Genomic DNA, 14767 nt, shown 5'->3' with positions numbered 1-14767 from the left:
CGTGCCGTTCACTCCGAGTCACGCGGTCGTCGCGCTGCCGTTTCTGCGCACACCGATGGTGCCCGCAGCCATCGTGGTCGGCGCGATGGCTCCCGACCTGCCGCTGTTCCTGCCGTGGCTGCCGTTCTCCTACCAGGTGATGCACACGAACATCGTGATCGCCGGGGTGGTTGCGGCGCTGCTGCTGGGCCTCTGGTATGTGCTCGTGCGCCCCGCGGTGCGCGAGCTCAGTCCGGACGCCGTGGCCAGGCGACTGCCGGAGCTGTGGGATCACGTTCCGCTGCGCCGAGACCGCAGTCGTCCGCGCCTGCAGATCACCTGGCTTGCGCTGTCGATCCTGTTCGGCGTCATCTCGCACATCGTGTGGGACGCCTTCACGCACGCCGGCCGGTGGGGGGTGCGTGCAGTGCCCGCGCTGAACGAGCAGTGGGGGCCGTTGCCGGGCTACAAGTGGCTGCAGCACGGCTCGGGCCTTCTGGCCCTCGCGATACTGGGGGTGTTCGCGGTCGTGTGGTTCATGCGCGCGACGCGCACCGGACTGGAGCGCGTGTTCCCGAGCGCGGTGCGCTGGGGCTGGTGGATGTCGCTGCCGGTGGCGTTGGTGGTGGCCTGGGGCATCGGGCTGCTCGTGCTCGGTCCGCTCACGCCCGGTTTCACGACCGAGCAGCTGGCGTATCGGGTGCTGCCGCCGGCGGTGGGGATCTGGGGCGTGCTGACCCTCGTGCTGTGCGGTGCCGTGCAGATGCGGCGCGCGGGACGGGGCATCGCCGACCGCCGTTGAGTGCCGGCAGTCGCCGATGAGCGCCGGCGATCACCGCTGACCGGCCGCTACCGGGGCATCCATTCGGGGGCGTCGCGTCCCCACGGTCGCGGCGCCGCGAACCGCAGCGGTCCACCGGTGTAGGCGATGGCGGGCACAGCAGTGGTCACGCGGTGACCTTCGACATCGAACGTCTGCATGTGCTCGTGGATGTCGAACGCGGGCGTTGCGGCGACGGTCGGTGTGCGCCCGAGCCCGAGCAGCTCGGCCGCGACGCGCCGCAGCGACGTTTCGACGACCCATGACCCGCCCTCGGCCTCGCGCCGCGCGAGCGCGGTGATGACTCCTGCGGCCAGCAGGTAGCCCGTGGTGTGGTCGAGGGCCTGCGCGGGCAGCGCCCCCGGGGCATCCGGGCCCCCCTCGATCACGGCGATGCCGCAATTGGCCTGTACCAGGCTGTCGAACCCGCGCCGATCGGGCGCGTCGGCGTCCTGGTTGCCCCAGGCGGAGTGGCGGGCGACGATGATGCCGGGTCGGCGCTCTGCGAGGGTTTCGGAGGTCAGTCCGAGGCGGGCCAGTGCCGTGGGCCGGTAGCCGAGCGCGACGACGTCGGCGGTGGCGAGCAGCTCGTCGAAGACGGCGCGCTGCGCCGGGACGGTGAGGTCGAGCAGCGTGGAACGCTTGCCGTGGCCGGTGTCGAGATGCTGTCGCACGATCTCCGGCATGTGGGGAGGGTCGATGCGCAGAACGTCGGCTCCCAGCAGTGCGAGGGTGCGCGTTCCCACCGGGCCGGCGATCACCCGTGTCAGGTCGAGGACCCGGATGCCGCGCAGCGGCGCGTCCGCCGTCGCCGCGCGAGTTGGTACCGCGGGTGAGGGATGGATGCCGCGGACCGAGATGATCGGCTGAGTCCGCAGTCGCTCGTCGGTGACGCGGGATTCGTATGCCACGGCGACGCACAGTCCGCCGCTGCGCGTGATCACACGCACTGCATCGTCGACCGTGCGGCGCGAGAGCGCGGCTGCTGCCGCCGTGCGTCCCCCATCGGCGGGCAGCGCGAGAGCCGCGCGCAGCGCTGCGGCGTGATGCGGGTAGTTCCCGTGGGTGCGCACCCAGCCGTCCGTACAGCGGAAGAACCCCGACAGCGCTGCGAAGGCGCCGGACAGCGCTCCGTCCATGCGGAAGAGCCGGTCACTGGTGTAGGCAACGGCGACGCGATCGGGATCGACGACGACGTCTGCGGCACCCGCGAGGCGAGCGGCGGCGAGGGAAGCCACGATCGCCGCGGCCCAGGCGAGAGACGGCACGTCGGTGTGCGCGGGCAGGGGGACCGGACGCGACGGCGCACACGCGGCCGATAGGTCGTTCGCATCGCGGCCGAGCGCTGCCCACATCGAGCGGGCAACCGCATCCGCCGGGTCGGGGAACCTGATCATGAGGTGACCCTACGCCGTGCAGCATGGACGGAAACCACCCCTGACCTGCGCGACACGCCCGGGAAGCGGACACGATTCGACGCACAGTGCTCATGGCGCGTAGAGTCTTACCTGTTCGCCCCAAAGGGAAGAGCGAAGCGGCCGAAAGGCCCCGCACCTCAAGCAGCGAACGAACCCCTTCCTTCCTCACTGAACAGTGAACATCCGGGCTTCCGGGTGCTAGGATGGGGACTCCACCCGATACGGCGCGTCGGTTTGACGGCCGCAACATGGTGGGTATGATTGTGAAGTTGCCCTGCGGCGATGGACTGTGGTCCGGGTTTGTGGGTGTGTCCGATCCTTGAGAACTCAACAGCGTGCACTTGTCAAATGCCAAATTATCCTCGTCGGTCTTTCGGGACTGGTGAGAATTCCTTTGGATCAATTATATGAATGTCAGCAATGATGTTTGTTCTTTTGGTCATGGTTGAACTCGCTGCAGCGTGGACTGTTTTCCCGGTCTGGTTGTGGCATTCGTTTTTTTACGGAGAGTTTGATCCTGGCTCAGGATGAACGCTGGCGGCGTGCTTAACACATGCAAGTCGAACGATGATCCTGGTGCTTGCACTGGGGGATTAGTGGCGAACGGGTGAGTAACACGTGAGCAACCTGCCCTTCACTCTGGGATAAGCGCTGGAAACGGTGTCTAATACTGGATATGAGGCACGGCCGCATGGTCTGTGTCTGGAAAGATTTTTCGGTGGGGGATGGGCTCACGGCCTATCAGCTTGTTGGTGAGGTAATGGCTCACCAAGGCGTCGACGGGTAGCCGGCCTGAGAGGGTGACCGGCCACACTGGGACTGAGACACGGCCCAGACTCCTACGGGAGGCAGCAGTGGGGAATATTGCACAATGGGCGGAAGCCTGATGCAGCAACGCCGCGTGGGGGATGACGGCCTTCGGGTTGTAAACCTCTTTTAGCAGGGAAGAAGCCTTTCGGGGTGACGGTACTTGCAGAAAAAGCACCGGCTAACTACGTGCCAGCAGCCGCGGTAATACGTAGGGTGCAAGCGTTATCCGGAATTATTGGGCGTAAAGAGCTCGTAGGCGGTTTGTCGCGTCTGCTGTGAAATCCCGAGGCTCAACCTCGGGTCTGCAGTGGGTACGGGCAGACTAGAGTGCGGTAGGGGAGATTGGAATTCCTGGTGTAGCGGTGGAATGCGCAGATATCAGGAGGAACACCGATGGCGAAGGCAGATCTCTGGGCCGTAACTGACGCTGAGGAGCGAAAGGGTGGGGAGCAAACAGGCTTAGATACCCTGGTAGTCCACCCCGTAAACGTTGGGAACTAGTTGTGGGGTCCTTTCCACGGATTCCGTGACGCAGCTAACGCATTAAGTTCCCCGCCTGGGGAGTACGGCCGCAAGGCTAAAACTCAAAGGAATTGACGGGGACCCGCACAAGCGGCGGAGCATGCGGATTAATTCGATGCAACGCGAAGAACCTTACCAAGGCTTGACATACACCGGAAACGGCCAGAGATGGTCGCCCCGCAAGGCTGGTGTACAGGTGGTGCATGGTTGTCGTCAGCTCGTGTCGTGAGATGTTGGGTTAAGTCCCGCAACGAGCGCAACCCTCGTTCTATGTTGCCAGCACGTTATGGTGGGAACTCATGGGATACTGCCGGGGTCAACTCGGAGGAAGGTGGGGATGACGTCAAATCATCATGCCCCTTATGTCTTGGGCTTCACGCATGCTACAATGGCCGGTACAAAGGGCTGCGATACCGTGAGGTGGAGCGAATCCCAAAAAGCCGGTCCCAGTTCGGATCGTAGTCTGCAACTCGACTACGTGAAGTCGGAGTCGCTAGTAATCGCAGATCAGCAACGCTGCGGTGAATACGTTCCCGGGTCTTGTACACACCGCCCGTCAAGTCATGAAAGTCGGTAACACCTGAAGCCGGTGGCCCAACCCTTGTGGAGGGAGCCGTCGAAGGTGGGATCGGTAATTAGGACTAAGTCGTAACAAGGTAGCCGTACCGGAAGGTGCGGCTGGATCACCTCCTTTCTAAGGAGCTTCTGAAGGCTTTCGGGTCTTCCAGAACCCGGTCCGGATCCGTTTGTGATCCGCTGGGAGCTCATGGGTGGAACATTTGACATGGCATCAGCGCAGCTGGTCACCGTTAGTACACCGTTTTCGGACGGGGGGAACGTGGGGGTCGGGGAGCGGGGTGCCTGCACGCTGTTGGGTCCTGAGGGACCGGGCCGGCCCCGTGGGGGGTTGGACGGATCTTCTGGTAGGGCCGTTGGGTGTGCTGGTTTCGGCTGGTGACTCTGGCGGTGCCGCCCGTACTTTGAGAACTACACAGTGGACGCGAGCATCTTGAAGATGCATGCCCTTCGGGGTGTGTGTCATATTTTTTGATTCTTTTTAGATCAAAGCTCATGTGATTTCAAGTCTTTAAGAGCGAACGGTGGATGCCTTGGCATCTGGAGCCGAAGAAGGACGTAGCAATCTGCGATAAGCCTCGGGGAACTGATAAGCAAGTTTTGATCCGAGGGTGTCCGAATGGGGAAACCCCGCCAGGCGGCGTGCTGACCTGGTGACTCCCGTCTGAATGTATAGGGCGGGTAGAGGGAACGCGGGGAAGTGAAACATCTCAGTACCCGCAGGAAGAGAAAACAACCGTGATTCCGTGAGTAGTGGCGAGCGAAATCGGAAGAGGCTAAACCTGGCGTGTGTGATATCCGGCAGGAGTTGCACGTTGGGGGTTGTGGGACATGTCTGGTTTTTCTGCCGAGAGACCGGCGTGACAAGAGCGTATAGGCGAACCGTCTGGGAAGGCGGGCCATAGCAGGTGAGAGCCCTGTAGCCGAAATGCGTGTTCTTGGCGTGATGTGTATCCCAAGTAGCACGGGGCCCGAGAAATCCCGTGTGAATCTGTCAGGACCACCTGATAAGCCTAAATACTCCCAGATGACCGATAGCGGACAAGTACCGTGAGGGAAAGGTGAAAAGTACCCCGGGAGGGGAGTGAAATAGTACCTGAAACCGTTTGCTTACAAACCGTTGGAGCACCCTTGGTAGGTGTGACAGCGTGCCTTTTGAAGAATGAGCCTGCGAGTTAGCGATATGTGGCGAGGTTAACCCGTGTGGGGTAGCCGTAGCGAAAGCGAGTCTGAACAGGGCGTTCAGTCGCATGTCCTAGACCCGAAGCGAAGTGATCTATCCATGGCCAGGCTGAAGCGACGGTAAGACGTCGTGGAGGGCCGAACCCACTTAGGTTGAAAACTGAGGGGATGAGCTGTGGATAGGGGTGAAAGGCCAATCAAACTTCGTGATAGCTGGTTCTCTCCGAAATGCATTTAGGTGCAGCGTTGCGTGTTTCTTGCCGGAGGTAGAGCTACTGGATGGCCGATGGGCCTCACCAGGTTACTGACGTCAGCCAAACTCCGAATGCCGGTAAGTGAGAGCGCAGCAGTGAGACTGTGGGGGATAAGCTTCATAGTCGAGAGGGAAACAACCCAGACCACCATCTAAGGTCCCTAAGCGCGTGCTAAGTGGGAAAGGATGTGGAGTTGCTTTGACAACCAGGAGGTTGGCTTAGAAGCAGCCACCCTTGAAAGAGTGCGTAATAGCTCACTGGTCAAGTGATTCCGCGCCGACAATGTAACGGGGCTCAAGCACGCCACCGAAGTTGTGGCATTCGCATTTTATGACAGGCCTTCGTGGTCCAGTCGTGTGGATGGGTAGGAGAGCGTCGTGTGCCGAGTGAAGCGGCGGGGTGACCCAGCCGTGGACGGCACACGAGTGAGAATGCAGGCATGAGTAGCGAATGACGTGTGAGAAACACGTCCTCCGAAAGACCAAGGGTTCCAGGGTCAAGCTAATCTGCCCTGGGTAAGTCGGGACCTAAGGCGAGGCCGACAGGCGTAGTCGATGGACAACGGGTTGATATTCCCGTACCGGCGAAGAACCGCCCCAGTCAATCCAGTGGTGCTAAGAGTCCTAGCCAGGCGTTGCCTGATCCCTTCGGGGTGATGGTTGTTCTGGTGAACGCTCGACCCCATGCTGGTGCGGCTAGCGTATTAACAGGTGTGACGCAGGAAGGTAGCCCAAGCCAGGCGATGGTTGTCCTGGTGCAAGTGCGTAGGCCGACTCTTAGGCAAATCCGGGAGTCATGAGGCTGAGACACGATGCGGATGAAAAGTGGGTGATCCTATGCTGCCGAGAAAAGCATCGACGCGAGGTTCTAGCCGCCCGTACCCCAAACCGACTCAGGTGGTCAGGTAGAGAATACCAAGGAGATCGAGAGAATCGTGGTTAAGGAACTCGGCAAAATACCCCCGTAACTTCGGGAGAAGGGGGGCCATCCACTTATTAGGTTTTACACCGAAAGGGTGTGGTGGCCGCAGAGACCAGTGGGTAGCGACTGTTTACTAAAAACACAGGTCCGTGCCAAGTCGCAAGACGATGTATACGGACTGACGCCTGCCCGGTGCTGGAAGGTTAAGAGGAGCGGTTAGCGTAAGCGAAGCTGCGAATTTAAGCCCCAGTAAACGGCGGTGGTAACTATAACCATCCTAAGGTAGCGAAATTCCTTGTCGGGTAAGTTCCGACCTGCACGAATGGCGTAACGACTTCCCAACTGTCTCAACCACGAACTCGGCGAAATTGCATTACGAGTAAAGATGCTCGTTACGCGCAGCAGGACGGAAAGACCCCGTGACCTTTACTACAGCTTGGTATTGGTATTCGGTGTGGCTTGTGTAGGATAGGTGGGAGACTGTGAAGCCCGGACGCCAGTTCGGGTGGAGTCATTGTTGAAATACCACTCTGGTCACTCTGGATGCCTAACTTCGGACCGTGATCCGGTTCAGGGACAGTGCCTGGTGGGTAGTTTAACTGGGGCGGTTGCCTCCTAAAGAGTAACGGAGGCGCCCAAAGGTTCCCTCAACCTGGTTGGCAATCAGGTGGCGAGTGTAAGTGCACAAGGGAGCTTGACTGTGAGACTGACAGGTCGAGCAGGGACGAAAGTCGGGACTAGTGATCCGGCAGTGGCTTGTGGAAGCGCTGTCGCTCAACGGATAAAAGGTACCTCGGGGATAACAGGCTGATCTTGCCCAAGAGTCCATATCGACGGCATGGTTTGGCACCTCGATGTCGGCTCGTCGCATCCTGGGGCTGGAGTAGGTCCCAAGGGTTGGGCTGTTCGCCCATTAAAGCGGTACGCGAGCTGGGTTTAGAACGTCGTGAGACAGTTCGGTCCCTATCCGCTGCGCGCGTAGGAAGTTTGAGAGGATCTGACCCTAGTACGAGAGGACCGGGTTGGACGAACCTCTGGTGTGCCAGTTGTTCCGCCAGGAGCACCGCTGGTTAGCTACGTTCGGGATGGATAACCGCTGAAAGCATCTAAGCGGGAAGCCGGCCTCGAGATGAGACTTCCATCCCCTTCGGGGGGAGAGGCTCCCAGCCAGATTACTGGGTTGATAGGCCGGATGTGGAAGCACGGTAACGTGTGGAGCTGACCGGTACTAATAAGCCGATGACTTGATAACATCACCCTTTCAGGGTGCGCGCGTCCACTGAGTGGTTCTCGATGTACGGTCGGGAACACAACAACATATGAACAACTTCGTTGTTGGTTTTTGAAACATCCATAGTGTTTCGGCGGCCATAGCGAGAGGGAAACGCCCGGTCACATTCCGAACCCGGAAGCTAAGCCTCTCAGCGCCGATGGTACTGCAAGGGGGACCTTGTGGGAGAGTAGGACACCGCCGGACTTCCTTTACAGAAATGGCCACCCTCAGGGGTGGCCATTTCTGCTTTACGGGCCTGTACGCAGCATCAGGGAGAGATATGTCGGATCACGAAGAAGACGCGCGGCGCAAGGGTGCGCGCGACGACAGCTCACCGCGCGCGGACAAGTCCTCGCCCCGTGGGGGGAACCGGGGGGGCGACCGTTCCTCCGGGGATCGTTCCCGTGGGGATCGCCCGTATGGTGACCGCCCGCGCGGGGATCGCCCGTATGGTGACCGCCCGCGCGGGGATCGCCCGTATGGTGACCGCCCGCGCGGGGATCGCCCGTATGGTGACAAGCCCCGCGGTGACCGGTCTCACGGTGACCGGCCGTATGGTGACAAGCCCCGCGGTGATCGGCCTTACGGTGATCGTCCGCGCGGTGACCGCCCGTACGGTGAGAAGCCGCGTGGTGGTCGCCCGTATGGTGATCGGCCTTATGGTGACCGTCCGTATGGTGACCGTCCGCGCGGTGATCGGTCTTATGGTGACCGTCCGCGTGGGGATCGCCCGTACGGTGACCGTCCGCGCGGGGATCGTCCGTATGGTGACAAGCCCCGGGGTGACCGCCCGTATGGTGACAAGCCGCGCAGTGATCGGTCTTATGGTGACCGTCCGCGTGGTGACCGCCGGTATGGTGACAAGCCGCGCGGTGATCGGCCTTATGGTGACCGGCTGCGCGGGGATCGCCCGTACGGTGACCGTCCGCGCGGGGATCGTCCGTATGGTGACAAGCCCCGGGGTGACCGCCCGTATGGTGACAAGCCGCGCAGTGATCGGTCTTATGGTGACCGTCCGCGTGGTGACCGCCGGTATGGTGACAAGCCCCGCGGTGACCGGCCTTACGGTGACCGGCCGCGTGGGGATCGCCCTTACGGTGACAAGCCCCGGGTTGACCGCCCGTATGGTGACAAGCCCCGCGGTGACCGGCCTTACGGTGACCGCCCGTACGGTGACAAGCCGCGCAGTGATCGGCCTTATGGTGATCGTCCGCGCGGGGATCGCCCGTATGGTGACAAGCCACGCAGTGATCGGCCGCATGGTGACAAGCCCCGCGGCGATCGCCCGTACGGCGACCGGCCGCACGGTGACCGTCCGTACGGTGGTCGTTCTTCTGGCGACCGGCCCTACGAGGAGCGTCGTTCCTATGGAGATCGGCCGCGCCTCACGCGTGACGAGCGCGACGCACGGCCGGCTGATCCGGCGCTGCCTGATGACGTGACGCCGAAGGATCTGAACCAGGGAGCGCGCAACGAGCTGAAGACGCTCAGCAAGGAGAACGCAGAGCGCGTGGCGCGTCATCTGGCGATGGCAGCGCAGCTGATCGACGAAGATCCCGCGGCCGCGCATGAGCACGCGCTGGCGGCTTCGCGTCACGCAGGCCGCATCCCGGTTGTTCGCGAGACCGTGGCGATCACGGCTTACGCGATGGGGGACTTCGCCCTGGCATTGCGCGAGCTGCGGACGTATCGCCGCATCTCTGGCCGTGAAGACCAGATCGCGCTGATGGTGGACAGCGAACGCGGGGTCGGCCGGCCGGAGCGTGCACTGGAGACCGCCCGTTCGGTGGACCGTGCTGAGCTGCCGACGCCTGTGCGCGTGAACCTTGCGATCGCCATGTCGGGTGCCTGGCTCGACCTGGGAGACCCGACGCGTGCGCTTCAGGAACTGGAGATTCCCGAGGCCGATCCCGATCGCGCTTTCGAGTGGAGCCCCGCGCTGTTCGCTGCGCGCTCCACAGTGCTCGCTGAGCTGGGCAGGACCGAAGAAGCCGAGCGCTGGCAACGGCTTGCCGATGTGGCAGCGGATGCGTTGGATGCGGCATCCGGCGTCGGACAGGATGAGGTGATCTTCATCGAAGATCTCCAGGACGATGACGACGAAGACGGCGACTCGGTCCCTGACGACGCGGCCGCCGTGGAGCCTGACGCGGCAGCGGAAGCCGAAGCGGAAGCGGAAGCCGAAGCGGAAGCGGAAGCGGAAGAACCGGACGCAAATGCAGACGAGGGCGAGGCCAAGAACTGATGGGGCTGTTCGGCCGTTCGCACAAGCCGTCCGCGGCAACGCCTCTGGATGGGGTCGACACCGTCCTGGCGGACCTCGACGGCGTCGTGTACGCCGGCTCGGGGGCACTGCCTCACGCCGTCGAGAGTCTGAACCGTGCGGCCGAGGGCCGGCGGCTCGGCTACATCACGAACAACGCGTCGCGCACCGACGCGAACGTCGCGGCGCATCTGCGGGAACTGGGCCTGACAGACACGCAGCCCACGGACATCGTGACCAGCCCGCAGGCCGCCGTGCGCCTGCTGCGCACGAAGATCGACCCGGGTGCGGTGATCCTCGTGGTCGGGGGCGAAGGCCTGGTCACCGAGGTGCAGAAGGCCGGCTACACCGTCACGCGCAGCGCCGATGATGGGCCGGCTGCGGTACTGCAGGGCTTCTCGCCTGACATCGCCTGGACCGACCTGGCCGAAGCGGCCTTCGCGCTGAAGGCACCCGAAGATGAGGGCGGCATTCCGTGGATCGCCACGAACACCGACTGGACGCTCCCGCAGGCACGCGGCATCGCCCCGGGCAACGGCACGCTGGTCTCGGCCGTGCACACCGCAGTGGGTCGCCTGGCCACGGTGGCGGGCAAGCCCGAGCCGGCGATCTTCCACGAGGCCGTCGCACGGTTCCAGGCGAGGTCGCCGCTGTTCATCGGCGACCGACTCGACACCGACATCGCCGGGGCACAGGCCGCCGGGTTGCCGTCGGTGATGGTGCTGACCGGGGTGGATCGCCCGAAGCACCTGCTGGCCGCGCCGCCCACGAGCCGGCCCACCTTCATCCTCGAAGACCTGCGCCAACTGTTCGAGCCGTACCCCGACACCGTCGCCGAGCGCGACACGACCCGAGTGGGCGATGCCGTGGTGCGCATCGACGGCCCGGATCTGCGCATCGTCGAGGCGGGAAGCCGTCCGATCGACCTGGTGCGGGCAGGGGCGGCCGCGGTCTGGAACTCCGGCAGAGCGATCTTCGGATTCACCGTTCAGCCTGAGTTGTACGCCGATCCGTTCTTCCGCCCCTGATCTGTCTGCGGCCACGGCTAGCATGGGGACCATGGCCGACGAAGAGCACACCGAGCTGATCAGCCGGCTTCGGGTGATCGAGGGTCAGCCGCTGGGCGAACGTGCCGAGGCATACACGGCGCTGCACGATGAACTTGCCCGCGAGCTCGAGCCCAAGAGCGCGAACACGTCCCCGATGCCGCGCGGCGCATGACGGCGCGCTTGGACCAGACGCTGGCGGCGCGTGGACTCGCGCGCTCGCGCACGCACGCGCAGACCCTCATCGCGCGGGGCGTTGTGACCGTGGACGGTCGCGCCGCCGTCAAGGCCTCGACACCCGTCGATGATGACGCTCGCGTCGAGGTCGCGGCATCCGATCATTACGTCAGCAGGGCCGCGCACAAACTTCTGGCGGGTCTGGACGCCTTCGACGTGCGCGTGGCCGGTCGCGTGGCGCTGGACATGGGCGCCTCGACCGGCGGATTCACCCAAGTGCTGCGTGAACGCGGGGCGCGCCCGGTGATCGCCGTCGACGTCGGCCACGGTCAGTTGGTCGACCAGATCGCCACCGACCCCGGCGTGCGCGCCGTGGAGGGCTTCAACGTGCGGTACATGACGCCCGAGACGCTGCGCGAGGCAAGCGGGGTGGATGCCGCGCCCGGCGTGATCACGGGCGACCTGTCCTTCATCTCGCTCACGCTCGTGCTGCCGGCCGCCCGTGCGGTCGCCGCGCCCGGCGCCGACCTCGTGCTGCTGATCAAACCGCAGTTCGAGGCGGGACGCACGGCGGTCAGAGGCGGGCTGGTCACCGATCCCGCGGTGCGCGCCGAGGCCGTCGCCGACGTGCTGTGGGCCGCGTGGGACCATGGTCTCGCCGTGCGAGGACTGATCGCATCACCGATCCTCGGCACCCATGGCAACCGCGAGTTCGTCGTGCACCTCACCGAGACCACGCCGGCCGCGCGCGATGCGACTGTGCACAGTCCGACCGACGCGACGCCGGCACCCGTTGGTGATCCGTCAGAATGGATGGGCACCGTGAACCGACTGACGGGAAGCTCATGACCACGCCGCAGCGCAGCATCCTGGTCGTCGCGCATGCCCAGCGCGACGACGCCGTCGACGCGGCCGCGCGCATCATCGGCTTCTTGCAGGCCGCGGGCGCTCGCCCCGTGCTCGCCCCCGACGACCGGGCAGAGCTCGCGGCGCTGCGCGACGACTTCGCCGGCATCGCGGCACTGGGCATCGACGTCGCCGTGCCCGAGATCGAGATAGCGATCGTGCTCGGCGGCGATGGGACGATCCTGCGGGCGGCAGAGCTCGTGCGCGGCGGCACGGCGCCGATCCTCGGCATCAACATGGGGCACGTGGGATTCCTGGCCGAGATCGAGCCCGACGACATGGTCGGCGCGGTGCATCGAGCGATCGCCGGCGACTACCGGGTCGAAGAGCGCCTCGCGCTGTCGGTGCGGATCAAAGACATCACGGGCAAGGTCATCTACTCCACGTGGGCGCTGAACGAGGCAACCGTGGAGAAGGCCAGCCGCGAGAGGATGCTCGAGGTCGTCGTGGAGATCGACGGCAAGCCGTTGTCGACCTTCGGGTGCGACGGGATGGTTGTCTCGACGCCGACAGGCTCGACCGCCTACAACTTCTCGGCCGGCGGGCCGGTCATCTGGCCGACCGTCGAAGCCATCGCGGTCGTGCCGCTCTCGGCCCATGCGCTGTTCGCCAAGCCGCTCGTGGTCGGCCCCGAGACGGCTGTCACGATCGAGGTGCTCGAGCGCACCAACGGCACCGGCATCCTGTGGTGCGACGGTCGACGCTCGCACGAGCTGCCGCCGGGCGCCCGCGTGGTCGTGCGTCGGTCCAGCGAGCCCGTGCGCCTGGCACGTCTGCACCCCGCGGCCTTCACCGACCGGCTGGTGCGCAAGTTCCGTCTGCCGGTCGGCGGCTGGCGCGGCCCGAGCGAACCCGGGGCCATGGCGTGATCGGGCACAGCAGCAATCGGCGGGGAGTGAGCCGGCGAGGAGTCGCAGCGTGATCGAACAGATGCACCTGCGTGACCTCGGCGTGATCGCCGAGGCGACGCTGCCCATCGGCCCAGGATTCACGGCGATCACCGGTGAGACCGGCGCGGGCAAGACGATGGTGATCACCGGACTCAGCCTGCTGCTGGGCCAGCGCGCGGATTCGGGCGCCGTGCGCGCGGGGGCGACGCAGGCCTCGGTCGACGGCGTGTGGAACGTGCCCGAAGAAGGCGCCGTCGCAGACCGCGTGCGCGAAGCCGGGGGAGAGGTCGAACCCATCGGCGACGGTCGCGCGGAACTGTACGTCGGGCGCACTCTGACGGCAGAGGGCCGCAGCCGCGCGAGTGTCGGCGGGCGCAGCGCGCCGGCCGGTGTGCTGGCCGATCTCGCCGACGAGCTCGTCGTCGTGCACGGCCAGTCCGATCAGCTGCGGCTGCGTTCGGCTGCGGCCCAGCGCGATGCGCTCGACAGGTTCGGCGGCGAGCAGGTCGCCGGGGCCCTCGCCGCCTACCGCGCATGCCACGACGCGTGGCGGCAGGTCGAGCAGGAGTTTCAGGCGCTGGTCGCCGACCGAGACGCCCGGGCGCGCGAAGCCGATGATCTGCGTGCGACCCTCGCCGAGATCGAGGCGGCCGACCCCCAGCCCGGCGAGGACGCCGACCTCGCCGCGCGCGCGGAGCGACTGTCCAACATCGAAGAGCTGCGGCTGGCCGCCGCCACGGCGCACGTGCTGCTGTCGGGTGAGGGCGACGGCCCGGATGTGACGGTGCTGGTGGCCGAGGCGCGCCGCAGCCTCGAGCGCGCCGGCGGCAGCGACCCGGCGTTGCAGGCCTTTGCCGATCAGGCCGCCGACCTCGGCTACCGCGTCGCCGATCTGGCGTCCGGGCTGTCGGGCTACCTCGCCGACCTCGATGACTCCGGCCCGCATGAACTGGCCGCTGTCCAGGAACGGCAGTCGGTGCTGGCGGGGCTCGTGCGCGCCCACGGGACGGTCGACGCCGCGCTCACACTGCTGCAGACCGGCTCGGCGCGGCTGGCCGAACTCGATGACGACTCGGATCGCATCGACAGACTCACCGCTGCGCGGGAGGATGCCGCATCCGCCCTCGACGCTGCGGCGGAGGCATTGTCGGCCGCTCGCCGCGAAGCCGCCCTGCGGCTCGGCAGCGAGGTGACCGCCGAACTGCGGCAGCTCGCGATGCCCGATGCGCGGCTGGAGGTCACCGTGACACCCGGTGCACAGACCGCGCACGGACGTGACGACGTCGCGATCCTGCTGGCACCGCACCCCGGCGCGCAACCGCGGTCGGTGGCGCGCGGGGCCTCGGGCGGCGAGCTGAGCCGTGTGATGCTCGCGATCGAAGTCGTGATCGCCGCGACCGACCCGGTGCCCACGTTCGTCTTCGACGAGGTGGACGCGGGCATCGGCGGGGCTGCGGCGATCGAGGTGGGGCGGCGTCTGCGACGGCTGTCGCGCACCGCGCAGGTGATCGCCGTCACGCACCTCGCGCAGGTCGCCGCCTTCGCCACGAATCATCTCAGCGTCGTGAAAGCCAACGACGGCACTGTCACCTCGTCGAGCGTGCGGGGCCTGGACGGTGCGCAGCGCGAGATCGAGATGGCACGGCTGCTGTCGGGCTCGGACTCCGAGGCCGCGCGCACCCACGCGCGGGAACTGCTCCAGACGGCCTCATCCGACTGATAACATAGAA

Annotated in this window: 9 protein-coding genes and 3 rRNA genes; 11 read left to right on the top strand and 1 reads right to left on the bottom strand. The window is 65.0% G+C overall.

What is annotated here, in order from left to right; translation table 11 throughout:
* Position 1 precedes the first annotated feature (1 nt).
* On the top strand, positions 2-781 hold the full coding sequence (locus tag QU603_RS10405) for a DUF4184 family protein (protein ID WP_308491318.1): 780 nt from the start codon (positions 2-4) through the stop codon (positions 779-781).
* 47 nt (positions 782-828) lie between these two features.
* On the opposite strand, the gene QU603_RS10400 is transcribed toward QU603_RS10405, so the two are convergent.
* Positions 829-2196, bottom strand: coding sequence for a CoA transferase (locus QU603_RS10400; protein ID WP_308491317.1), 1368 nt, complete (start codon positions 2194-2196; stop codon positions 829-831).
* 520 nt (positions 2197-2716) lie between these two features.
* Here QU603_RS10400 and QU603_RS10395 point away from each other — a divergent pair.
* From QU603_RS10395 to recN, 10 genes are all read left to right on the top strand, one after another.
* Positions 2717-4243, top strand: a 16S ribosomal RNA gene (locus QU603_RS10395).
* Between the two features lie 383 nt (positions 4244-4626).
* Positions 4627-7734, top strand: a 23S ribosomal RNA gene (locus tag QU603_RS10390).
* A 108-nt stretch (positions 7735-7842) separates the two neighbouring features.
* Positions 7843-7959: ribosomal RNA gene (rrf, locus tag QU603_RS10385) — 5S ribosomal RNA — on the top strand.
* The 16S, 23S and 5S rRNA genes sit together here, the layout of an rRNA operon.
* A 200-nt stretch (positions 7960-8159) precedes the next feature.
* Positions 8160-9197 carry a hypothetical protein gene (locus QU603_RS10380; RefSeq protein WP_308491316.1) on the top strand — a complete coding sequence of 346 codons (1038 nt, stop codon included), beginning with the start codon at positions 8160-8162 and terminating at the stop codon, positions 9195-9197.
* Positions 9194-10000, top strand: a complete 807-nt coding sequence (locus QU603_RS10375) for a hypothetical protein (protein ID WP_308491315.1) — start codon at positions 9194-9196, stop codon at positions 9998-10000. Before QU603_RS10380 ends, QU603_RS10375 begins: the two co-directional genes overlap by 4 nt.
* Positions 10000-11046 (top strand): HAD-IIA family hydrolase, encoded by a 1047-nt coding sequence (locus QU603_RS10370; protein ID WP_308491314.1) that lies wholly within the window; start codon positions 10000-10002, stop codon positions 11044-11046. Before QU603_RS10375 ends, QU603_RS10370 begins: the two co-directional genes overlap by 1 nt.
* 31 nt (positions 11047-11077) lie before the next feature.
* Entirely contained in the window at positions 11078-11239 is a 162-nt protein-coding gene (locus QU603_RS10365) for a hypothetical protein (RefSeq protein ID WP_308491313.1), read from the top strand.
* On the top strand, positions 11236-12090 hold the full coding sequence (locus tag QU603_RS10360) for a TlyA family RNA methyltransferase (RefSeq protein ID WP_308491312.1): 855 nt from the start codon (positions 11236-11238) through the stop codon (positions 12088-12090). Before QU603_RS10365 ends, QU603_RS10360 begins: the two co-directional genes overlap by 4 nt.
* The gene (locus tag QU603_RS10355; RefSeq protein WP_308491311.1) at positions 12087-13016 is read left to right on the top strand and encodes an NAD kinase; all 930 of its coding nucleotides are present in this window, start codon (positions 12087-12089) and stop codon (positions 13014-13016) included. The genes QU603_RS10360 and QU603_RS10355 overlap by 4 nt, the downstream gene beginning before the upstream one ends.
* A 49-nt stretch (positions 13017-13065) precedes the next feature.
* The gene (recN, locus tag QU603_RS10350) at positions 13066-14757 is read left to right on the top strand and encodes a DNA repair protein RecN (RefSeq protein ID WP_308491310.1); all 1692 of its coding nucleotides are present in this window, start codon (positions 13066-13068) and stop codon (positions 14755-14757) included.
* Positions 14758-14767 lie beyond the last annotated feature (10 nt).

This window comes from Microbacterium terrisoli (assembly GCF_030866805.1).
GTDB lineage: Bacteria > Actinomycetota > Actinomycetes > Actinomycetales > Microbacteriaceae > Microbacterium > Microbacterium terrisoli.
This window is presented reverse-complemented; position numbering and strand designations above follow the sequence as displayed.

Coding starts and splice junctions, on each gene's coding strand:
- QU603_RS10360 (WP_308491312.1), top strand. CDS start 11,236: ATGACGGCGCGCTTGGACCAGACGCTGGCGGCGCGTGGACTCGCGCGC.
- QU603_RS10370 (WP_308491314.1), top strand. CDS start 10,000: ATGGGGCTGTTCGGCCGTTCGCACAAGCCGTCCGCGGCAACGCCTCTG.
- QU603_RS10400 (WP_308491317.1), bottom strand. CDS start 2,196: ATGATCAGGTTCCCCGACCCGGCGGATGCGGTTGCCCGCTCGATGTGG.
- QU603_RS10365 (WP_308491313.1), top strand. CDS start 11,078: ATGGCCGACGAAGAGCACACCGAGCTGATCAGCCGGCTTCGGGTGATC.
- QU603_RS10355 (WP_308491311.1), top strand. CDS start 12,087: ATGACCACGCCGCAGCGCAGCATCCTGGTCGTCGCGCATGCCCAGCGC.